2 protein-coding genes are annotated in these 25,438 nt (G+C 48.9%); both read right to left on the minus strand.

All coding sequences use genetic code 11. From position 1 onward, the window contains the following. Positions 1-8: 8 nt before the first annotated feature. Positions 9-14,330: an SDR family NAD(P)-dependent oxidoreductase gene (locus tag E1163_RS29895; protein ID WP_155177442.1), complete on the minus strand. Its 14,322-nt coding sequence runs from the start codon at positions 14,328-14,330 to the stop codon at positions 9-11. Positions 14,331-14,628: 298 nt separating this feature from the next. Then, positions 14,629-25,284: an SDR family NAD(P)-dependent oxidoreductase gene (locus tag E1163_RS29900; RefSeq protein ID WP_155177444.1), complete on the minus strand. Its 10,656-nt coding sequence runs from the start codon at positions 25,282-25,284 to the stop codon at positions 14,629-14,631. Positions 25,285-25,438: the final 154 nt, after the last annotated feature.

Here is a 25,438-nt window from a genome sequence, read left to right on the forward strand (position 1 = left end):
AAGGTATTTTATTTAGTGTATGCTATGTTTTTTAATAAACTGACAGCCTCGTCGGTTTCAATGGACTCACTTTCGATCTGGTTGATGAGGTCTTCTATGACCTCGAAATTATCACTTCCGGAAGCTGGCTTGCTTTCAACGATCTGCCTTGAAGTTGTCTTCTTGACCCAATACCGCTCTTTGGCAAACGGATATTTGGGAAGGCTGATGCGCTGAGGTTTCTCCTCACCATAGAGTTTGTTCCAGTCCAGCTCCAGGCCTTTCACCCATAGCTCCAGCAGTTTGGAGAGCTTTTTATGGGTTATCCACTTTTCAATGGTCTCTTGCAGGTCAGCATCCACATTGAATATGGAGACGGATGTATCATTATGTTTTACCTCTCCCTGATAGATACCTTCGATCCCTTTTTCCGCTTTGCGATAAGCCTGTAGTTTGTCTTTCAGTTCTTCAACAGAACCCACGATCAGTCCTAAACGCACTTCCATAGCTTCGCGGGTAACCTGTAACGAATAGGCCAGTGCCAGAAGGTCAATGTCCTGCTTTTTGGTACTGATGAAATCCAGCAGGTCGCCTGCTTTTTGGTGCAGTTGTTCATCAGACTTGGCCGACAGAGTTATGATGACCTGACTACCATCTCCGGGATGGGTAGCCACAACAGGTTGAACAGGTTGTTGCGGCACATATTCCTCTACTACCACATGGGCATTGGTACCACTACGGCCAAAGGAGCTTATTCCTCCCATACGTGGCCTGTCATCTGCTCTGTCCCATTTTTTTGTGGTCTTGTTGATATAGAACGGGCTGTCTTTCCAGGAGATATAGTCGTTCTCATCTTCGCAGTTGATAGTGGCAGGTATTTTATTATGCTGCAAACCTTTAAGCATGCTCACTACACTCACCAGGCCGGAAGCGGCCATGGTATGTCCAAGATTGCTTTTGCAACTGGTTATGGCACATTTCCCTGGCCGCGCCTGCCCGTTGCTGAGCTTTTTGAAGGCATCATTCAGGGCATTGATCTCAATAGGGTCTCCCAGTTTTGTGCCTGTACCGTGGGCTACTATATGGGAGATATCCTGCGGGTTGATGTTGTGATTGGTGTAAACGCGTTTGATCAGTTCTTCCTGACTCTTCCCGTTTGGAGCGGTTACACCATTGGTCTTACCGTCGAAATTGATACCACTGGCTTTGATAGTGCCATAAATGGGGTTTCCATCCTCAATAGCTGCTGATAAAGGTTTAAGCATCAGCACCACCACGGCCTCGCTGGCTCCTATTCCATTGGCCTTTTTAGCAAAGCTAAAGCATTGTCCGTCTTGCGAGAGCATGCCTGCCTGGCTCATCTTTTCGTAGAATTTCGGCGACAGGATCAGGGATGAAATACCTGCTACCAGAGCAGACTCGCATTCCCCGTTGCGCAGGCTGGTCACCGCCTGATGCAGGGCGACCAACCCGGACGAACATGCCGTGTTGGTGGCAATAGTAGGGCCGTGCAAATCCAGGAAGTATGATAACCTGGACGATATCATGGCATTGCCACTGTTGCCTACGCCCTGCTCATCGGCAATGAGTGCATCGTACTGGCTTTCCTCCATACCCACGAATACTCCAACCGGGGTTCCCCGTAGTGATGATGGGTTTATTTGTGCATCTTCTATAGCCTTGTAAGCTTCCATTAAAAGCATTCTTTGGCCGGGGTCCGTTGCTTCTGCTTCCCTTGGTGTAATCTCAAAAAACAGCGGATCGAACTCGTCAATGTTATTGATGAAGCCACCTTTATTGGTGCTAATCTTATTACCGGAATGGCCCGGAGCGGTGAAGTAATCGCGCCAGTCCCATCGCGACAAGGGGATTTCACTGATCCCACTCTCCCCTTTTTCCAGCAATGACCACAACTGGTCTACCGTATCTGCTTTAGGGAAGCGACCGGACATACCGACAATTGCGATTGGCTCCTGCTCCAATCTGGCAGCGTATGAACGCCCGTTGGCCGAAGGTTGCAGGAAGCGCTTCCTCTGTGAGGTCCTGTTCAATACCGGGCGGCTCAACGGTGCTTGTTTTTGGGAATCGCTGACTTCACTTTGAGGTTTGCGATAGAACTCCTGCATGTGTATCTGATGTTCGTCCACAAAATAACTGCTTAGTTTTTCTATGGTCGCATAGTTGTAAAACAGGGCGGGAGTTATTTCAAGTGAAAAATGCTCCTTTAACTGCTTTGCAAATGTGGTTAAGCTGATAGAGTCAAAACCATAGTCTGCCAGGTTGGTGACTCCATCCAGTTTGGCCGCAGGTATTTTCAGGCTTGCAGAGACGAGTCTGGTCAGGTCCGCATAAATACATTCCTTTATAGACAAGTCCTGGTATTGAACTTTCCAGCCCTTACCCATGTGTGAAGGCAGATTTTCTGCTTTTGCAGTAGTTGTAGCCGATGATTTTTGCGGATCAGCTTCATATATGCGGTGCAGGAATTGCTCCAGACGGCTTGGTTTACCTTTCAATACCAGTGTCTGTGTCTCTCCTGCCCTGATGATGTCATGCCATATCTCAAGGCCTTCAGCCGTTTCCAGTACATCCTGCCCGCTGCTTTTCAAGTAGAAGGCTGCCTGTTCGGCATCGCCTTTGCCCATACCTCCATCTTTCCAGAATGGCCAGTTGATCACAACGGTTTTACCTTTAGCCTGTTCGTTTTGCTGGCGGTGTTGTGCATACGCCATCTGGAACCGGTTCGCGATCGCATAATCACATGAGCCAAAATCACCCAGTAAAGCTGCCGATGATGAAAAATAGCAGACAAAGCTCAACGGGTGCTGTCGAAGTGCACCATCGATTAAAATGGTGCCTGTGGATTTAGGTTGCAGCACCTCGTTGATGCTTTTTGTCGTTTTTTCATGGAACATCTGCGTGCCTTCCACGCCTGCCGCATGGATAACCCCGGACAGGTCAAAAGGAAGGTTTTTTTCCCAGGCCGCCAGTGCTTTTTCATCACTGATATCTACGGCATTGTAGTGTACTTCTTTGGCTCCTGCCTTTTTAAGTTCTTCTATTTGCTCTTCTATGCCGGAAGTAAGCGGGCTTCTGCCCATCAATATAAGTTTTGCCTGGTATTCTTTGGCCAGGTATTGTGCAAAGCTATAACCAAGTTTGCCGCTGCCACCGGTGATGAGATAACCACCATGCTTTTTCAATACCGGCTGTTGATCTTTAATCGTGCGCTGCGTTGGTTTTATTGATAATGCCAGTCTGCTTTGGCCTTTATACCAGGTAATGCCCGGATGGTGTATAGCGTCTATTAGCTGTTGTGCCGTAAATGTCAGTGAATCAGTGTAAAGCAAGGATACTTTCACATGAGGAAGTATGAGCTTTAACGACCGCTCAAAACCGATCCAGGAGTAATCCCAACAGCTATCGGCAATCGAAGGGTCATAATGACCTGTTAAAATAACTTTAACGGGCTGGTTAAATATTTTAATGGCTTTGAAAAGGCTGAACAACGCGTGTATGCCAGCTTCTTTTTGGCCCTTAGCCCAGGTATAAACCAATGAGATTGGTGTGTTGGATTTATCATTTACTTCATTTAACACTTTCTGAATGTCGCTGGTATGATTGAACCGACATTCGTAAGTATTGCCGCCTACCTGGCCAAACTTCTTACCCTGCCGGACGAAAACAGCGCTTGCCCATAGGACTGCATCATCGCCAGTGGTCAATTGCTTTTGGAGTACTTCGTCCGCAAAAATGATTACCTGCCTGTTTTCAGGTTGCACTCCATTGGATACCAACGGCTTATCTTCCCAATGCTCTGTAAAAAACAATGGCTGCGAGGCTTCCTCCGTCTGGCTTTGGATGGCCTTGCCGGTCTCTGCTATCTTTACCTGAGCTACATCTGCTGCAAAATCCTGTAATGTAAGCCCTCTCAATTCAGCACAAACATTCCCTTCCTGATCCATCAGGTCTATATCAAGCTTAGCGGCAGATCCATGCCCCTGAGTACGCACCCAAACGGTCATTTCACCGGTGCAGGTCGATACCATGCGTAAGGTATCCAGCGTGGCCGGGAACAGGGGTTGCTCTACCCCTCCTTTATCGGCTACCAGGCTGATACACGCCTGTAAAACACCCTCTATGATTGCCGGGTGAAGCATAAACTTATCCTGATTGTTTTCACCGGAGGGTGGTAAGCTTAGCTCTGCCAATAACTGGTCTTCGCCCGGATAGATGGCGGTGATGGCCTGATAGCCCCGGCCATAGGCAAAGCCCATGTCAAACAGTCCTGTATAGATGTCTTTAGGACTAGCTGCAGCCTGACTCATTTGTCCTTTCAGGTTTGCCAGATCCAGCCTTGCGTTTTCAGCTTGATAGCTGTATCTCGCCTGAGCCTGAAAGTATGTTATTTCCTCTCCGTTCTCCTCACTGTACAGCTCAATATCTATCAGCTCTTCCCTGCTGCCTTTCATGTCAGTAGCAAACAGGGCTACGCCAACTTCCTTGCTGTCAGCAACCACAATGGGCCGGTTCCATGAAATATTGTTCAGTTCAGTAACTGCTGATTGGTCCGCAGGGGAATCGGCCAGCAATACTGCGGCACGGGCCATTTCCAGATAAGCCATAGCCGGGACGACCTTATGGCCGCTTACCTGATTTTCACTGACCAAAGTTTCCTCACGGGTGAATGTAGTGCTATAACTTTGCTGGTGCAGGTCTGAGGTATTTCTATGCAATAAAGGATGGAGCATCCCGGCAACCTTACCTGTGGCGCTGATTTGCTTTTCATCAGTCTCTTCAATCCAGTAACGCTCTTTGGCAAATGGATATAGCGGCAGGCTTATGCGTTTAGGCTTTACCTCGCCATATAACTTGTGCCAATCCAGGTCCAGTCCTTTTACCCATAGCTCCATGAGTTTGGACAATTTCTTTTGCCCGATATATCTTCCTATGATGGTCTCTTTCATATCAGCATCGTTGCTGATGATGCTGATCCCTTCTTTGCTTCTTTTCACATGTCCCTGACCGGTGCCTTCAAGGTCATCTTCGTTGTCTAGCCATGCCTGTAGTCTCTCAGCCAACTGACCGGCATTAGCGGCCATCAGCCCTAAACGATGATCCATGGCTTCTCTACCCACTTGCAGGGTATATGCCAAGGCTGTCATATCAACGGTTTCAGGTGCTTTGCCTATATATTCAAGCAGGTCAATGGCTTTCTGCCTGAGTTGCTCTTCCGATTTTGCTGACAGCGGGATCATCAATTCCGAGTTTTGCGTGACCACCTGTACGGGCCTTGTCGTTGTAGTTTGAGGAATGTACTCACCCATCACGATGTGAGCATTGGTACCGCTAAAGCCAAAGGCACTGATGGCAGCCTGACGGCGTTCGGTACTTTTAACACTCCAGTCTTTCAATTGCGTATTAACATAGAAAGGACTGTCTTTCAGGCTGATATGTTCATTCAGTTGAGTGTAGTTGATGGTTGGTGGCAATTGCCTGTGCTTCATCGCCATCAAAACCTTGATGGTACCGGCTACACCGGCCGCGGTCAGGCAGTGGCCTATGTTGCTTTTCACTGAGCCCAGGGCGCAGTATTCCTGTTCCTGCGTATATTTTTTGAATGACCTTCTCAGTCCTTCCACTTCTATCGGGTCTCCCAGCTTGGTACCTGTACCGTGGGCCTCGATCAGTTGAATACTGGTCGGGTCGATGTTGAACTGGTCATAAACCTGCTGCTCCAGTAACGTTTGTGACTCCGTATTGGGTGCTGTGATACCATTGGTTTTACCATCCTGGTTCACGCCCCATCCGTGGATCACGCCGAGAATATTATCATCATCCCTTTCAGCATCTTCAAGCCGCTTCAGCATTACAGCGCCCACGCCTTCGCCCGGCACAAAGCCATTGGCCCGCTGATCGAAGGTATAGCACCTGCCATCAGGTGAGAGCATGCCTGACTGAGAACTCATGATGTGCATGGACGGGGTAGCCATCACGTAAACGCCACCGGCCAGTGCTACATTGCTGCTGCCTGAGATCAGGCTGTCGCAGGCATTGGCTATGGCCACCAGGGATGAAGAGCATGCTGTATCAATAGAGATACAAGGCCCCTGAAGGTTCAGGAAGTATGAAATGCGTGCCGCCAAAATAGAGCTGGCTGCACCTGTGAAACCCTGAGCGCTTAGCTGATGCTGTTTAGACTGTTGCAGGTAATCTCCTGCCGCACAGCCCACAAATACGCCGCACTTGCTGCCGGACAACGCCTGCGGATCATACCCGGCGTTTTCTATAGTATGCCAGCAGGCCTGTAAGAACAGTCTCTGCTGTGGGTCCATACTTTCTGCTTCGGACGGTGAGATGTTGAAAAAGAGCGGATCAAAGAGATCAAACTCTTCCAGCGCTCCCATCCACTTGCTGTAAGATTTCCCGGGAACCGCTTCTCCTTCCTGGAAGAAGCCTTCCATACTCCAGCGCTTCGGTGAAATCTCGCTGATACAGTTCTTGCCTTCAGCAATATTCTGCCAGAAGGTTTCTATATTTTTGGCTTCAGGGAACTGACCGGCCATACCAATAACCGCAATAGGCTGCGACTGGTAAGCAGACTTGGTAGTCTGGCTTGTTCTCAATGCCGATTTGTTGCGCCATGAAGTGAGTTTCTTCCTTATCACAGGCATTGAAGGCACTTGCTTTGGAGCCTCTGCCGGGGTGTTGACCGGAACAGCAGTTGCTGTAGGAGCAACAGGTGTAGCAACAAGCGTACCTTGCTTTTCTGCCTCTTCTTTAACGTGCTCACTGAGTTTGGCAATCGTGGAATGGCTGTAAACAATGGTAGCTTGAAGCGAAGTGCCATACTTGTCGTTGATCTTACGAATGAACGTAACCCCTACAATAGAGTCTAATCCGAGATCGACGAACTGGCTGTTTTCATCTATTTCATCAACTTCCAGATGAAGCTCCTTCGCCAACAGCTTTTTAAGTGTCGATATAATTCCCGGCAGCACATCTGAAACGGAAGGCGTGTTGGTAACCGGTTGAATATCCTGCGGAGCTTGTACCGGAGCCGTCTCCTGAGCCTCCTGAGCAACCGGCGGGCTCAGAATGGCCCCCAGCTTTTCTGCTTCCTCTTTTACATGTCCGGCAAGTTTTGCCAGTGTGGAGTAGCTGTAAACCACAGTTGCCTGGAGTGAGGTGCCATACTTGTCGTTGATCTTACGAATGAACGTAACCCCTACAATAGAGTCTAATCCGAGATCGACGAACTGGCTGTTTTCATCTATTTCATCAACTTCCAGATGCAGTTCTTTGGCCAGCAGCTTTTTAAGGCTGGATATGATCCCCGGCAGCGCATCCTGATTGTGTGATGTAGTCTGCGGCTCAGGGATCACAGCATTTTCCTTAGCGGGCACGGCCTGCACGGGCGCTGTTCTTTCTGCACTATAGAAGTTGCTTTCTATTTGTTTCAGGGTATCTTCCTGACCAACAAATGTTTTTTCATGCATAGCCAGCTCACGGCTGTAGGTTTCTTCCAGCAGGGCCTTAAGATGCCTGGTGAGTTGAAGTTTTACAGCGACCAAACCACTTCTCGGGTTTTGTGCTATTTGTTTAGCCAGTGTCAATGCCGCTTCATGGATATCTTTTCTCGATAGCACGGGCAGGGTCAGTCCTTTACGCTTTAGATCGTGTCCTGAATATTCATTGGCCGTGAGCAAAGTGTCTCTGGAGAGATCATACCCTGTTTTATCCGGAAAGATCAGTGTAGCCGCTGCTCCGGGCGTGAACCCGTAGTTCATGTAAGGGCTTACGTAGTGGCTCTCTTCGCTCAATAACATGAAATCTGCAAACATTCCCATGGACCACCCTGCACCAATGGCATGACCCTGCATGGCTGCAATTACGGGAACTCTACATGCCATAGCCAACTGGAATATGGTGGTATCAGTAAATTTGGCTTTGCCTTCCTGAATGGCAAGCAGGCTTTCCTTGGTACCTCCGGAAGCAAAATAGCTATCATACCCGGTGAATACAACAGCTTTGTAGTCCTCCGACTGATCAATATGAGCAAAGACCTCCTTCATGCCTTCAATAAATGCTTCGGAGAACATGTTTTTGGCTTCTCTGTCTTCCATTTTCACCTCTACAACACCTTCCGGGTGAACGGTAGCTTTGATCACCTCCGATTTGAGATCAAGGGCGAAAGGCGACTCAGGCAATGCTTTTGAGGTTTTCTCTTCGACATCAGGCCACTCGGGGAGCTGGCTGATCTCTTTAGCCAGTGCAGCGGCTCTCTCCTTTTTCCAGGTGGTTACCGATGCCCATGAAAGTCTGGCCCATGTTCCGGCCAGGGCTGAGGCTCTGGTCAGTACTTCTTCTGTTTTGGATATGGCCACGGCGCCGGATAGCTGCATTAACTCTGCTCCTGAATAGGTCTTGCCAGCAAATAATAACTCCTTGCAGGCATAGTTTCCTAAACGGTTTGCAAAAATCAATGCAGCCTGCTTAGCCAACTTGGGTATTTGTAAAATATTTTCCAGTGAATAAGCTCCTTCTTCGCTGTAAACACAGGCATCGCAAGACTGAGCGATCAGCCAGGCCAGGCCTTTTGCTTCGGATCCCACGGCTGCAATTACCGGCACAGGGGCTTCTATCAACAGCTTTTGAATAGCCAATACATCTTCTGCCACATTTGTTTTACCTGATGCTGTGAGGTATCCGGGATCTTCACTGGCAAGTAGTATGGCCTTGTAGTATGCACCTTTTTTGACCTGGGTGAAGATTTCTTCCAGGCCTGATGCGATGTCTTTCAGTTTATCTTTTTTCCTGCTTTTCTTTATGCGGATGGTCAGCACATGCTCCGCACTGTCTACCAGCTTCAATAATTTAGATGTAGAAGTAAGCTTATGCTTTTTGGTAATCTTTCCTTCTCCTCCAACAGTCTCCACTGTGGTCAGTTGTTCCACCAGAGCCTGTATGTGACGTCCCAGGTGCTGCTTGAGCAGGCTCAGGGCGGTTTGTGATTTGGCAATAAGGCCTGAGGCCAGTTCCATAGCATATGCCTCCACCTGATCGGTAGGCAATACCGGGCAGCTCCATCCTTTGGCTTTCAGTTCCTTTCCGGTCGAAACGGTGGATTGATACAGGAAGTCGCTGGCAAGGGCTTCTCCAAATCTTTCTTTGAATAAAATCTCTTCATGTGCTGTCGGGAACAGGCCTTCTTCATGGTCGGTGTAAGAGTATTTGCTCTCCTGACTGCACACCATGAAATCGCACAAAGCTCCTACCAGGAAGCCTGCGCCGGTAGCGCCTCCCTGCATAACCGCAATTACGGGGTAAGGGAATGAGGCTATGGCCTGATATAGTTTTTGGCTGATGGCATCATTGTATTCTTCCCTCCCTCCATGCAGGAAAACGGCGCTGGTACCTCTCAACATCAACACTTTGGCTGATGAAATCTTTTTCACGAAATCGACGGCTTTCAAAACTTGCTCTACGAGATCGTGAGAGAGGGTATTGTAATTTGTGAGCGCATCTATGTCAATGGAATACAGGCCATTGCCATGATCAAACAGCTTCACAAAATTAGCTGTGGTGGCCTTACCATTTTGTTGCTGCCGGGAGGCTGATGTGGTAGCTGCCAGGGTCACTGACCCTTTGCCCGGTACAGGTTGGTTGATATCTTTTGCGCTGATTGCCTGAGGCTTTACCAGGGAAACATTGGTTGGTTTCTCCAATACCACCTGTGCAAACTTTTGAAATACCGGCTCACCGGATGAAGCTTTGCCCGCCAGTGGAGTGATTTGGATCTGCTTCGGTGCAGTTTGTACCGGCTCTGGTGCAGATGTTGAAGCTTTTGCAACCATTTGTTTTTCAACAGGTTGCTGCTGTTCGACGCTAACCGGTGTTACAACCTCCTCCTGATAACGGACTCCAAGCATTTGTACGCAGATATTTCCCTGTGCATCGCAAAGGTCAATATCGGCCTTTGCGCTATCCTCTGCATAGCGAACCCAGGCAAACATCTCTCCGGTACAATGGCCAATAACCCGCAATGTATCTATACTGCCTGGCAGTAAGGCACCGGATGATGGCTTATTAAAATCTGTCATTAAAGCCATACCGGCTTGTAATGCACCCTCTACGAATGCCGGGTGAAGCTGAAAATCCTTTTGAGTTTCTTCAAGGTCATCGGGCAGGCTGAGGCTTGCCAGTAGTTGTCCATTGCCCTGCTCAATAACGGCTATGCTCTGATATGTGGGAGAATAGGCCAGTCCCATGCTGCCAAATGCTGCATAAACATCGGCTGATGCCCGCTGTGCGCCATTGAGTTGTCTTCTGAGTTGGGTGATATCCAGCTTCGAAGGTGCAGCTTCCCTGCTGATAACGGCCTGTCCCTGACAATAAACGATGTCTTCTTTGGCTTCGGGGCTGTATATTTCAAAGTTTACGGTCTCCTGACCTTGAGCCAGTAACGCAATGTTCAAAGGTTTACCTTCTTCAACACCGGCAGCGCCTGCCCATACGGTATTGTGCAGCTCCAGGATGTGCAGTTCCTCTTGGTCCGGCATGGCCTGACTAATGGCTACTCTCGCCATTTCGAGATAGGCTGCTTCCGGAAGTACCTGCTGACCGGTTATAAAAAACTCATCACCAGTGAATGTTGAGCTATAGGCCTGCTCGTTCAGGTTAGAAATATTTCTATGCAATAATGGGTGCAGTGCTACAGCAGCCAACCGGTTGGGCGCCTGAACTGTGGCGTTGATGTCTTTCCAATAACGCTCTCTGGCAAACGGATAGACCGGCAGACTGACCAGTTTAGGTTTTGCATTGCTGTAAAGCATGTTCCAGTCTACCTCAGTGCCTTTAACCCAGGCTTCCATGAGTTGAGGCCATTGTTTGCCTGCAATCCACTCATCAACCTTTTGTTGCATGCCGGCATCATAGGCAGCATCTCGTTTCACCTGTCCCTTGTACAGGCCATCCACGGACTTATCATCGACGTAAGCCTGTAGCTTCTCTTCGAGCTGACTGATCGAAGTCACTACGAACGCCAGACGTTGGTCCATGGCTTCTCTGCCTGTCTGGAGGGTGTAGGCTATTGAAGGCAGGTTTTGCGGTGCTGAGGTACGAATGAACTTCAGCAGGTCCTGTGCCTTTTGTTTCAATTGTCCGGCCGTTCTGGCCGACACCGGAATGATGATGTCTTTGGTCGCTCCATTCAGGGATACAGGTCTTTCAGCTTCGGTGTATTCCTGAATGATGATATGGGCATTTGCCCCGCCTGCTCCAAAAGATGAAATGCCTGCGATACGCGGTAACGCTTTGCCATCAACTACAGGCTGCTCCCAGTCTTTCAAGGTTTGGTTGACAATGAATGGCGTTTTATCAAAGTCAATGTGCGGGTTCAAACGGGTTGAATGCAGTGAAGGCACGATTTTACGGTGCTTCATCTGCAATAATATCTTGGTAAGTCCTGCTATACCTGCTGCGGATTCGCAGTGGCCTATGTTGGACTTGGCAGAGCCTAGCTGACAATAGGCGGTGTCCTCGTTCTCCTGATGAAAGGCTTTGGTCAGCGCTGATATTTCAATCGGGTCTCCCAGTTTTGTGCCTGTGCCGTGTGCTTCTATATAGCTGATGTGGCGTGGATTAACGCCTGCTTCTGCCAGGGCATGGCTGATCACATCGGCCTGGGCTTTAGGGTTGGGCACACTGTATCCGTTGGTCTTTCCACCATGGTTTAGTGAGCTTCCTCTGATGATCGCGTAAATGTGGTTGCCGTCCTTTTTGGCTTCCGACAATCTTTTCAATACTACTGCTCCCACACCTTCGCCGGGTATGTAGCCGTCGCCTCCTTCGCCAAAGCTCTGGCAGTGACCATCGCTGGAAATAAACTGCCCTGTACTGAGCATCAGGTACTTGCTGGGGTGTACGCTCACGTTAACCCCTCCGGCAATGGCCAGATCGGTCAGGCCTGCTTTCAGGTCCTGGCAGGCAAGGTGGATGGCAGTTAATGAGGACGAACACATGGTATCCAGGGTGATGCTCGGCCCGTGAAGGTTCAATACATAGGATACACGGTTAGCAATACTGGCCAGACTGCCTGACAGGTTATATTCTCCGTACATCACCCCTGCATAAACACCCACCTGACCTGCCAGTCCTTTGTTGTGAGGGATTTGCAAGCTGGAACGGGTATATCCGGCATCTTCAACAGCCATATAGGCGTGCTGTAAAAACAGGCGCTCCTGAGGGTCTATGGCTGCGGCTTCCCGGGGTGCAATGTTGAAAAACCGGGGATCAAATTCGTCTACCCCTTCAATGAAGCCTCCCCATTTGCTGTAGTGGTGTCCGCTTTTTGTGCGGTCTTCGCTATAGTATTTGCGCCAGTCCCAGCGCTCTTTGGGCACTTCTATGATACAATCTTTGCCATCGCGCAGGTTGTCCCAGAAGGCCTCGATGTTGGCTGCTTCCGGATAGCGACCGCTCAGCCCCACGATAGCAATAGGGTCGTCATTAACAGGGCGCACGGACTTTGCCTGATCTGCAAATGGACGTGGACGGGTGAAACGCTTTCCTGATGTCAGCTTTTGAGGCATCTGCTTTTCGGGCTGCGACCTGGCTTCAACCGGTTTTTCTGCGTTATCCGTAGCCGTATTGAATATGGCTGCCAACTGCGCCGCATGAGATTTCACAAAATACGCTGTAAGCTCTCTGATAGTTTGATATTCAAAGAATAATGTTTTGGACAGTGAGCCAAAGGTCTTCTCCAACTGGCCGGTAAATTTCATGGCCAGTATGGAATCAATACCGTAATTCTCAAGCGGTGCCTGAGGGTCAATTTTATGGGATGCCAGCTTGAGCAATGAAGAGAATTCCTGACACAGATATTGTTCGGTCTGTTCAAAAAGATCGCCTGTATTTGTTGTCAACTGAGTTGTTGCCGAGTGCTTTACCACGTTCGAACTGGCTTCTTTATCTCCATTGAGTTGTTGTGGCATCCTGCCTCTGGCAACCAACACCTGATCCTGACCTAACTCAAGGCTGCAATAAAATGCATGCATGCCGGCGCTGGTCTCCAGGGGCTGTACATCCATAGTTTCTTTCAGTATTTCCTGGTTGGCCTTATCGATCTGCATGCCTCCCTCCTGCCAAAGCGGCCAGTTGATAGAGAGGGTGTGCCCTTGTCGCTGTCCGGCATTTACCAGTTGGTTACGATATACGGCAAACTGGTCCATAAAGCCATTGGCCGCAGCGTAGTCGGCCTGCCCTACATTGCCCAGCAATGAGGCAACGGAAGAGAACAGTACCATAAAATCAAGATCAAGGTCTTTGCTGGCTTCATCGAGATTGAAGGTTCCGGCTACTTTAGGGGCAAGCACTTTGCTGAATTCTTCGCCGGATTTTTTAATGATAAAGTTATCAGCAGTCATGCCTGCACAGTGGATGATTCCGCTGAGAGGTTTACCTTCTCCATTAATTTTGGCTATAAGCTTATTGACCTGATCGGCGTTGTTGAGGTCGAGCTGGTGGTATTCCACTTTATTCTTTAGAGCCGGCAATGCTTCCAGTACTTTCTTCCTTTCCGCAGTCAGGGGGTTACGCCCAGTGAGGATGATCCTGGAACGGGTTGTTTGCTTCAGGATCTCTTTAGCAAATAAGATTCCCAAACCTCCCATACCTCCGGTGATCAGGTATACTCCCTGGTCTTTGAAAACAACTTTAGGGCTGATCTCACCGGCCTCCACTTCTTCGCTTTTCAGAATATGGCGGGTGCTCTGCTCATATTTTATGATCTGATCGTGAGGGGTGGACTGGTTTTCTTTCAATTGTGCAGCCAGTTGTTCCGCCTTCACCCTGGATTGGGTGATGACCACCTGTCCGGTTACTTTAGGATTTTCAAGGCCTGCTGTTTTCAACAACGCGGAAAGGCCGGCAAAAAGGGTATGCTCTGCTTCACTGCCAATAGCTAGCTGGATCAGTATTTTTCCCTGAGGTTTGCCGGAAAGCACTTGTTTGATATGCTCAAAGCAGGCCAGTGCATGGCTTTCATATTTAGCTGCGATGTTGGTTTGCGATGTAGCCTGTAAAGTCAAAACCTGACTACCGGGAAGTGCAGTCTCCAGTTCTTTACCACTAACTTCGGGCAATTCGCAAAGGATTATATGTCTTTGGGCATATTCGACCTGATCAGCAGGCGATGGCATGCCGGCTTTCCATATGGGGCTGGAAAGCTTTGTACCCGTAGCTTTGCCCTGCTCCTGTAGCTTAATCGCTTTGATCTGCTCTAATGCTTCTGTTTGCGTAAGCTTTCCCCTCGAAATATCCTGAAATATCTTTTTTAGGTTTTCTTTCATCTTTTCCTTTAAATTTTTCCCGGGAATCGGTTTTTAAACCGATTCTGTTGCTTCTTCATCAGAAGAAAGTTTTATGTTTTTGCCTCTTTGACACACATGCATGTATTGAGTGCCAAGAGATGTCAGTGACAAACGGGTGCGCCAAGACAGCCTTCTCCTTTTTCATGGCTTGAATGCGGCGCAATGTATATTTTAAACTTTATCCCGGGGCTTCACCCCGGGCTACCTATGTTTTATCCCTACGGGATACTTCTGTTAATTGCTATGTTGTTTAAACCTGAGACAAAGAGGCCATGAGCTAAACCAGCTCGATGGCTTCTTCATCTGAAAGCTCCTTATTCAGTACACTTTGAATAAGTTTCTGATAGTACGCATCATCAAACTGTGCTGTACTGTCATTTTTTTGGCTTGTTGAGCCATTGGTAGTATGTATCGGTTTATTATTGTTCTCCATTACCCGGAAGGCAAACCCCTTGATCTGCACACATACGTTGCCTTCTTCATCACAAAGGTCGATGTCCAGTTTGGTCACTCTGCCATCCGGATCGCTGTCGGGCGAGTACCTCACCCAGGCAACCATCTTTTTGGTGCAGGCTGAGATAATGCTCAATGACTCCAGTGCAAAAGGCAGCATAGGCTGCGATGGCACCTGATCCAATCCCTGGAACAGACCAATAGACGCTTGCAAAGCACTGTCCATCAGGCTCGGGTGCAGTATGTAGTCTTCCTGTTCATTTTCAACTGCTGCCGGAAGCGTAAGATCTGCCATTACCTGTCCTTCTCCTTTGTAGATAGCCTCTATTCCCTGGTGTGCCGGGCCATAGTATAGCTCCATTTGGGTAAACGCTGCGTAAATATTGCTGCGCTCCAGTTTTCCCGCTTTCATCTGCGCTCTGAGTTGCGCTATATCCAGTTTTTCGGCCTTCGCCCTATCGCTGAATATGGCCTGTCCCTGAAAATGGGTGGTTTCTTCGCCTTCCTGATCACTGAATATTTCATAGTATATCAGGTCGCCCTCCACCAGGCCGGAATCATCCAGATACAGGGCTGCATTGATTTGCTTTCTGTCGTTCACACTGAAAGGTTGAATCCAGCCAATATTGTGCAATTCCAAAACAGATGACGCGGTTGACTCAGGCATCGAACGCCGGATCGCTTCCCGGATCATCTCTAAATATGCCACTCCGGGAAGTACTTTCTGTTTGAATACCTGATGGTCTCTTAAGAAGAACTCTTCGCCGTTAAAAGTAGTGCTGTAGCACTGCCTGCTAAAGTCAGAGGTGTTGGTATGGAGTAATGGATGCAGTACTGCGGTTGTCTTACCGTTGGCAATCATGTGGGCTTCATCACTCAATTCAATCCAGTACCGCTCTTTGGCAAACGGATATACCGGCAGGCTCATACGTTTAGGTTTATTCTCACCATAAAGCTTGCTCCAATCGAGGTTGAGTCCTTTAACCCATAAATCCAGAAGTTTCGACAGTTTCTTTTGAGCGATCCAGTTTTTGATGATGGCTTCGCGCATGTCTTCATCATTGCTGATAATGCGCAGGCCTTCTTTATTTTTCTTCACCTCTCCCTGGTACATGCCGGTTATGTCCTCTTCTCCTTCCATATAGGCTCTAAGCTTTTGGGCCAACTGGTCTACGCTGCCTGCCATGAAGCCTAGCCGTTCTTCCATAGCTTCCCTGCCCACTTGCAGGGTGTAGGCCATTTCTACCAGGTCGATAGATTCACGCTCTTTTTCAATGTATTTCAGCAGGTCATAAGCTTTTTGCTTCAGTTGCTTTTCAGACCTGGCCGAAAGCGGGATCATGTGCTCATCATTCTGGGTGATGACCTGAACCGGCTTTTTCATGGTTACGGGCTGAGGAACATATTCTCCCAAAACCAAATGGGCATTGGTACCACTAAAACCAAATGAGCTGATAGCTGCCAGCCGTTGTTTGGTCTCTTTCACTTTCCAGTCTCTCAGCTCAGTGTTCACGAAGAACGGGCTGCCGTCAAGACTGATGTGTTCGTTTAATTGTTCAAAGTTTATCGTTGGTGGCAACTGTTGGTGCTTCATGGCTTGCAGCACTTTGATGAAGCCTGCTACGCCTGCTGCGGTCAGGCAGTGGCCTATGTTGCTCTTTACAGAACCTAATGCGCAGTATTCCTTTTCCTGAGTATATTTTTTAAACGACCTCTTCAATCCGTCTACCTCAATCGGATCTCCCAGCTTGGTGCCGGTACCGTGCGCCTCAACAAGTTGAATGTCATTCGGGTCGATCTTGAACTGGTCATAGACCTGCTGCTCCAAAAAGATCTGTGATTCGGTATTCGGAGCCGTAATTCCGTTGGTTTTACCATCCTGATTTACACCCCATCCCCGGATCGTGCCCAGGATATTGTCATTATCTCTTTCAGCATCTTCAAGCCTTTTGAGCATGACTACCCCTACGCCTTCACCCGGCACAAAGCCATTAGCGCGCTGATCGAAGGTATAGCATTTACCGTCCGGTGACAGCATGCCTGACTGGGATGTTTTGATGTGCATATCGGGACCACCCATCACATAAACGCCACCTGCCAGGGCGGAGTCAATGCTACCCGCTACGAGACTGTCACAGGCATTGGCTATAGCCACCAGTGAGGATGAACATGCGGTATCCATGGATATACAGGGCCCTTGCAGGTTCAGGAAGTAAGATACACGCGCTGCCAGTATGGAAGTAGAACCTCCGGTAAAGCCTTGTGCACTTAGCTGTTGCTCCCGGGATAAGTTCTGATAGTCGCCATAGGCACATCCTACATAGACTCCGCATTTGCTGCCGGAGAGTGCATGCGGATTGTAGCCTGCATTTTCTATCGCGTGCCAGCAGCTCTGTAAAAACAACCGTTGCTGCGGGTCCATGCTTTCTGCTTCAATAGGCGAAATGGTGAAGAAAAGCGGATCGAAAAGATCATATTCCTCCAATTGTCCCATCCATTTGCTGGTTGTTTTACCGGGTACGGGGTCTCCTTGCTGGTAGTATTTATGGATATCCCAACGCTCCTGAGGGATCTCGCTGATACAGTTTTTGCCTTGAGCAATATTTTGCCAGAACTCTTCTACATTTTTAGCTTCAGGGAACTGACCGGCCATTCCCACCACTGCGATGGTCTGAGACTGGTTAGCCCTTTTGGCTGTTGAGGTCGTTCTTAATGTTGCGCTATTGCGCCATGACTCCAGTTTCTTTCCGGCCAGGTTGGTGATCACTTTTCTGGCAGCCTGTGCGGCAGGAGTTTCTACCGGGGCCGGCACAGGTGTCGCCGGCTTACTGACTATCGTGCCCAGTCGTTCTCCTTCCTCTTTCACATGCCGGCTAAGCTTCGCGATGGTGGAGTAGCTGTAAACAATAGTAGCCTGTAACGGAATATTGTACTTATCACTGATCTTACGGATGAACGTTACCCCGATGATGGAGTCCAGTCCCAGGTCTACAAACTGGCTGTCTTCATCAATCTCATCCACCTGCATGTGCAGCTCTTTAGCCAGCAGCTTTTTGAGACTGTTAATGATTTCGGGAAGCACATCGCCATCAGATGTAGTACCGGTGTTTTCCTGTGGTGTTCCGACAGGCGTTTCAACCACCGCCGGAGCAACAGGCTCGCTGACCAGTGTACCCAGTTTTTCAGCTTCTTCCTTCACATGACCTGCCAGTTTGGCTATTGTAGAATAGCTATATACGATTGTGGCCTGTAATGGAATATTATATTTATCGCTGATCTTACGGATGAACGTTACGCCGATAATAGAGTCCAGCCCGAGGTCTACAAACTGACTGTCTTCATCGATCTCATCCACCTGCATGTGCAGTTCTTTAGCCAGCAGCTTTTTGAGACTGTTAATGATTTCAGGTAAGGCATCAGTGCTGTAAGCAGTACTTTGCGGGACTTGAACAGGTGCCTGCTCTACCGGCAATGCCTGCGGTTGCACCTCACCGGAAGCACTATAAAAGTTGCTTTCTATCTGGTTTAATGTATCCGTCTTGCCTACAAAGGTCTTCTCGTGCATGTCCAGTTCACTGCTCAGTGTTTCATCGAGCAGATCGTATAGATGTCTGGTCACCTGATGCTTGAAGGCTATCAGGCTGCTGCGGGAGTGTTTTGCAATCTCTTTTGCCAGCTCAAAGGCAGCGGAGAGCATTTGTTTTCTGGGCAGAACCGGTAACGATAAGCCTTTCTCTTTTAGCTCACTGCCTGAGTACTCAACGGCTGTCATTAAGGTCTCGCGGGCCAGGTCATACCCTGTTCTATCAGGGAATATCATGGTGGCCCCTGCTCCGGGAGTGAAGCCGTAGTTCATGTATGGGCTTACATAGTGGCTCTCTTCACTGAACAGGGTAAAGTCTGCAAACATACCCATAGACCATCCTGCCCCGATGCCGTGGCCCTGCATGGCCGCAATGACCGGAAGCTTACAGTTCAGTGCCAACTGGAAGATCTTGGTATCGGTGAATTTGGCCTTGCCTTCCTGAATAGCGAGTAAGCTTTCTTTGGTACCGCCTGATGCAAAGTAACTGTCGTACCCGGAGAGTACTACCACTTTATACCCAGAGGTCTTATCGATATGTTCGAAAACCTCTACCATGCCTTCGATGAATGCCGGAGAGAACATGTTCTTCGCCTCCCGGTCTTCCATCCTTACTTCTACAATACCTTCAGGATGAACCGTGGCTTTGATCACGGATGACCTGAGCTTGATGGCCGTTGCTGATTCAGGTAAGGTGTCTGAGGTTTTCTCTTCTACCTCCACCCACTCTGGTAATTGCTTTTGCGCTGTGGTTATGGCTGCTGCTCTCTCCTTCTTCCAGGAGTTTACGGCTTCCCACGGTAGTTGGGTCCACTGCTGAGCCAGTTGCTGAGCCTCCGACTGTACATCTTTCGAGACCACTGTGCCTCCTGTCTGCTGTAGCGCTGCACCGGTAAATGATTTGCCCGTAAGCAATATCTCCTTGCCAATATAGTGATTCAGTCTGTCGCTGAATATCATGGTAGCGATGCCTGCCAGCTTAGTGTCTTGCAAAAGGCCGGTTGCCGAATAGGTGCCTTCTTCCTGATAGATACAGGTATCGCATGACTGGCTGATCAGCCAACCCGCATCGGTTGCGCCTGCTGTAGCGGCGATTACCGGTACGGGCGATGCATTCAGGATGTTCAGAATTTCAATAACCTGGTCTGAATTACCTCCGGAAATATATCCGGCATCATCGCTGGTCAGTATAACGGCTTTGTAGTATTTGCCTTTCTCAATCTCACTGAAGATACCGGACAGGCCTGATGCTATATCTTTTAACTTATCTTTCTTCTTGCTTTTCGCAATAATCAGAGTCAGCACCTGCTCTCCTGCTTCTACTTTAAGTAGTTTGGTTTTGCTGGTGATTTGATGACGTGCTGCGGCTTTCTTTTCGGCTTTTAAATTTGCTACTGCCTTGAGCTTTTCAGCTTCTGCCAGTATATGCCGGCCTAAGTGCTGCTTAAGCAGGCTCAGGGAGGTGGCTGATTTGCCGGCCAGGTCTTCTGCTAATTTTTCAGCATAAGCCTCCACTTCTGCTGATGGTACAATAGGGAAACTCCAGCCATTGGCCTTCAGCTCCCTACCAGTTTTTGCCGTGAACTGGTACAGCATGTCCTTTGCTAAAGCTTGTCCAAAGCGCTCTGTCAGTACATTTTCTTCGTTTATTGTGGGCAGCAAACCTTTCACTTTGTAAGTGTAGTTGCGCTCTTCGCTACCGACCATAAAGTCGCTCAATGCAGCCACCATAAAACCTGCCCCCGTGGCATCTCCCTGCATGACCGCTACCAATGGACAAGGAAAGGATGCCAGGGTTTGGTACAGGTTTTCTTCTATGGCGACGTTAAATTCTTCTCTGCCTCCTTGCAGGAACACAGAACCGGTTCCGCTTAGCATCAGTACTTTTACTGTTTCCAGTTGCCTGACGTAGCCGAGGGCATGCACCAATTGTGCTGCTACTTCCCGGGAAAGGGTATTGTCTTTGGCATTTATTTTCAACTCGTAGATGCCATTACCATTATCAAACAGGCTTACATAAGAAGCTCCGTTGGTGGATGGTGTTGCCTTGGTCATCCCTGTCGAAGTGCTGGACAGGCTGATCACTGCCTTTGGTGTGGATACCCGGTCTAATTTCAGGGCCTCCGGGGTCACCAATGATACATTGGATGGTTTTTTCAGGGATACTTTCTCAAATTTTTGAGCTATGGGAAAACCCTTTGAAGCAGAAGTCTTCCCTGCCGGGGGTGTTATGTGTATTTGCCTGGGTTCTGATTTTACCGGCTTTGGCGCAGGCTGATGCGCTGATACAGGTTGCTGAACCGGTGCGGCTTGTTGCTGCAATGGCTGCTCTGCCTCACTTACCGCCTCCTGATAGTAGCTTACTCCGCGCATTTGCACACACACCTTGCCCTGTGCATCGCACAGGTCAATATCGACCTTGTTTTGACTGTCATTTGAGTGGCGTGCCCAGGCATACATTTCTTCGGTGCAGCTACTGAGCAAGCTTATGGAATCCATGCTGTCCGGCAGCAGCGGCCGCGCCAAAGGCTGTTGAATGTCTGCCAGCAAAGCTATACCCGCCTGTAAGGCTCCCTCGGCCATAGACGGATGCAGGATATATTGTTCTCTGTTTTGCTCTACGGCTTCAGGCAGGTTGAGGTGTACCAGCAGTTGTCCGCTGCCTTTATAGATGGTGTTGATAGCCTGATAAGATGCTCCATAAGCCAGCCCCATGCTATTAAAGGCCGTGTAAAGGCTTGATGCAGTCACCTGAGCGCTGTTCATCTGGCTTCTGAGCTGTGCGAGATTAAGAGCAGCCGGAGAAGGTTGACGGGTAACCAATGTCTGAGCCTGACAATGTACAACCTCTCCGCTCTGCTCAATGCTGTAAATTTCAAAATCAACGGTGTCTGATGTCTGGGCAAACAAAGCAATGTTGAGCTTCCAGTTGTCGCTGACTACGGCAGGGTCAGCCCAAACGATGTTGCGCAGTTCAAGGACATATGGCTCTTCTTGCGCTGGCAACGACCTTTCAATAGCTGCCCGCGCCATTTCAAGGGTTGCCGCTGCCGGAAATGCTTTTTGCAGGCCACCGATATTCAATTGATAATCAGACACAAAGAATTCATCTCCCCTGAAAACAGAGCTGTAGCTTTGCTGGGTGAAGTCGGATGAATTGGTGTGTACCAATGGGTGCAAAACCGCCGCAGATGTAGCTTCTGATACCAGCGGTGTTTCTGAGATATCAACCCAGTAACGCTCTCTGGCAAAAGGATAAGCCGGCAGACTGATGATTTCAGGACGGGATGCCCCATAAAGCTTTTGCCAATCCAGTTCCACGCCTTTGATCCAGAGATCGAGGAGTTTGCCCAGCTTTTTATCGGCTACCCAATTGGCTACGGTTTGTTGCAGGTCTGCCTCTGTGGCGAACATCTGTACGGAGTCCTGACTGCGTTTTACACGTCCCTGATAAAAGTCTTCGATACCTTCGCGACCGCTGAGGTAAGCCTGTAGCTTCTCTGCCAGTTGGTCCGGTGAGCTGACCACAAGGCCCAAACGCTCTTCCATGGCTTCCCGACCAACCTGTAAGGTATATGCCATGGCCTCGAGGTCTACCGGCCTGTCTTCCTGCTCTGATAAATGGATGAACTCGAGCAGGTCATGGGCCTTCTGCTTCAACTGGTCTGCTGTTCTTGCAGATAGCGGAATGATTACTTGGGTACTGTTCAGCGTACTTGCTTTTTCCGCCACGGGGTACTCTTCTATAATGATGTGGGCATTTGAGCCTCCTGCACCGAAAGAAGATATACCTGCTATCCGGGGCAATACCTCACCGTTGATTTGAGGTTGCTCCCAGTCTGTTAAGGTCTGGTTAACGGTGAATGGCGTTTTTTCAAAATCAATATGCGGATTCAACCGTTTGGAATGCAGCGAAGGTACGATCTTCCTGTGCTGCATCTGTAGTAATATTTTGGTAAGTCCGGCAATACCGGCTGCTGATTCGCAGTGGCCTATGTTGGACTTGGCTGAGCCTATGAGGCAGTAGCCTGTATCTTCATTGTTTTGATGAAAGGCCCTGGTTAGTGCGGCTATCTCGATCGGGTCTCCGAGTTTGGTACCTGTGCCGTGGGCTTCTATGTAGCTGATATGGCGCGGGTCGGTACCGGCTTCCTTTAAAGCTCTTGTAATCGCGCTTGCCTGCGCCTTAGGGTTAGGCACGCTATAACCATTGGTTTTGCCTCCGTGGTTCAGTGAACTGCCTTTGATAATTCCATAGATGTGGTTTCCATCTCTTTTAGCTTCTGACAGGCGTTTCAGCACTACGGCTCCTACCCCTTCTCCAGGGATATATCCGTCGCCCCCTTCGCCAAAGCTTTGGCAGTGTCCATCGTTAGAAATGAACTGCCCGGCACTGAGCATCAGGTACTTATTAGGATGAATGCTTACATTGACCCCTCCGGCTATGGCCAGGTTGGTGCGTCCTTCTTTCAAGTCCTGGCAGGCAATGTGAATCGCTGTCAGTGATGAGGAACACATGGTGTCAATGGTCATGCTTGGTCCATGGAGGTTCAGAAAATAGGATACCCTGTTGGCCACGCTGGCGTAACTGCCGGAAATCCCCATGCGATTGCCTCGCATGCTTTCTTCAGCACCAAATAGCTGATACTCGCTGTACATCACCCCTACATAAACACCTACCTGACCGGCCATGTCATCCTCATGAGCGATCTGCAGACTGGCTCTGGTGTATCCTGCATCCTCTACGGCCATCCAGGCGTGCTGTAAAAACAGGCGCTCTTGCGGATCGATGGAGGCTGCCTCTCTGGGTGAAATATTGAAAAAGCGGGGATCAAACTCGTCTACACCTTCAATAAAACCTCCCCATTTGCTGAAGTGCTGCCCTGTTTTGGTGCGGTCTTCACTGTAGTATTCCTCCCAGTCCCAACGGTCTTTAGGCACTTCAGTGATACAGTCTTTCCCGTCCCGAAGGTTGCGCCAGTAGGCTTCAATATTGGCAGCTTCGGGATAGCGACCACTCAGACCGACGATCACGATCGGATCATCGTCATGGGTCTTTCTGCTGGTATGTTTTGAAGCAGCAGTATGTCGTCTGCGGCTTAATCTTCTTTTGCTAATGTTTCTGACTATTGGCTCCTGCTGTATCTTCACAGGGGCTTCCTGAACTTTTTTACCTGTGGCAAAGAGGCCGGATAACTTATCGCTGTGATACTTGATAAAGTACTCAGTAAGTTCCTGAATGGTTTGATACTCGAAAAAGAGGGTTTTAGGCAAAGCGTCAAAGGTCTTTTCCAGTTGTGCAGTCAGGCTCATGGCCAGAATAGAGTCAATACCATATTTCTCCAGAGCCGCCTGTGGATCAATTTTGTCAGCCGAAAGCCCCAGCACCACGGCAAACTGTTTGCGTAAATATTCCTGTGTTTGCTCTGTGATGTTTTCAGGGTTTACTTTTGCAATATTCCACTCCACACGTGATGATGCAGGAGCTGCCTTTTCTTTGGTTTGTTGATTTTCAAGAAGGGCTTTGCGCATCGTGGCTACATCACCTTCCATCACCATCGTCTGGCTATAGCCTGATTCCAAACCATAATGGAATGTAAATACGCCACTGCTGGTGGGCATGGGGTACATACCAAAAGCCTTGCGCAGTGCTTCCCGGGTTTCACCAGCCATCTGCATACCGCCCTCTTGCCAGAGTGGCCAGTTGATAGACAGGGTCTGTCCATTTCGCTGACCTGCCTCCACGAGCTGGTTGCGATAGGTGGCAAAGTGGTCCATAAATCCATTGGCTACGGCATAGTCTGACTGCCCTACATTGCCCATCATAGCGGTAATGGATGAAAATAGTACCAGAAAATCGAGGTCAATATCTTTGGTAGCTTCGTCCAGGTTCAATGTACCGGATACTTTAGGTGCCAGTACTTTCTCAAACTCTTCGTTTGATTTTTTGAGGATAAAATTATCAAAGGCCACGCCTGCACTATGAATGATCCCGTTGAGCTGCTGATGTGATTTGATGATAGATGCTATGGCCTTTTTAACCTGTGCAGCATCATTCATATCCATTTGCTGATACTCAATGGTATGTTTCCCGACCGGCAATGCCTCCAAAATGGCTTGCTTTTCTGCGGTCAGCTCAGAACGGCCTGTCAGGATAATCCTGGCCCTGGACGTTTGTTTGAGTATCTCTTTGGTAAATACTGTACCCAAGCCTCCAAGGCCACCTGTAATGAGGTAAACTCCCTGATCTTTGAAAGCAATTTTTGGTTGCTTCTGGTTTGCATTTATCTCTTTCAGTTGCATGACATACCGTGTGCCATGCTCATATTTTATTAATGTATTTTGCTGTTCGGCCTGGTTAGCTTTCAGTTGAGTCACCAGTTCATCTTCACTGATTTTGGGGTCAGTGATCATGACCTGATGAACCAGTTGCGGGTTTTCCAAACCGGCGGTTTTCAGTAAACCTGAAAGCCCTGCAAAGATGGTCTGCTCTTCGTGGTTGGCTATTACCAATTGCACGAGCACTTTTCCCTCCGGCTTGCTGCTCAGTATTTTACGGACCAGTTCAAAGCATGTCAGGGCGTAGTGACTATATCGCCCGGCAATGTTTTTTTGGCTATCAGCAGACAACTGCAATACGTGGCTATTGGCAAGTCTCGTACTCAGGGACTTGCTTTTGAGGTGAGGCATCTCACACAAAACCACATGATGCTCAGCATACTCCGGCCCGGCCCCTGAAGGTGTGCTCGCCGAAGCCTGCTCCCAGGACGGCGTGGCCAACAGCCTCCCCGCACCGGCATTTTGCTCCCGCAGTTTTATTGCCTTGATCTTCTCCAATGCCTCTTGCTGTGTAAGTTTCCCCCTGGAGAGGTCCTGATATATCTTTAGTAATTCCATTTTTTAATAATGCGATTTGAAATGTGAGATGTGGGATTTTTTATTGTCCCACAACCTGAAATTCAATCCAATAAATCCTTGCCCTCCGAGTGCTGTAGAGAGATTCTGCCTTCGAATGACGTAGAGTCCTCTGCGAGAGACTCTACTGGGAAGT

It is taken from the genome of Fulvivirga kasyanovii (genome assembly GCF_009711405.1).
Lineage (GTDB): Bacteria > Bacteroidota > Bacteroidia > Cytophagales > Cyclobacteriaceae > Fulvivirga > Fulvivirga kasyanovii.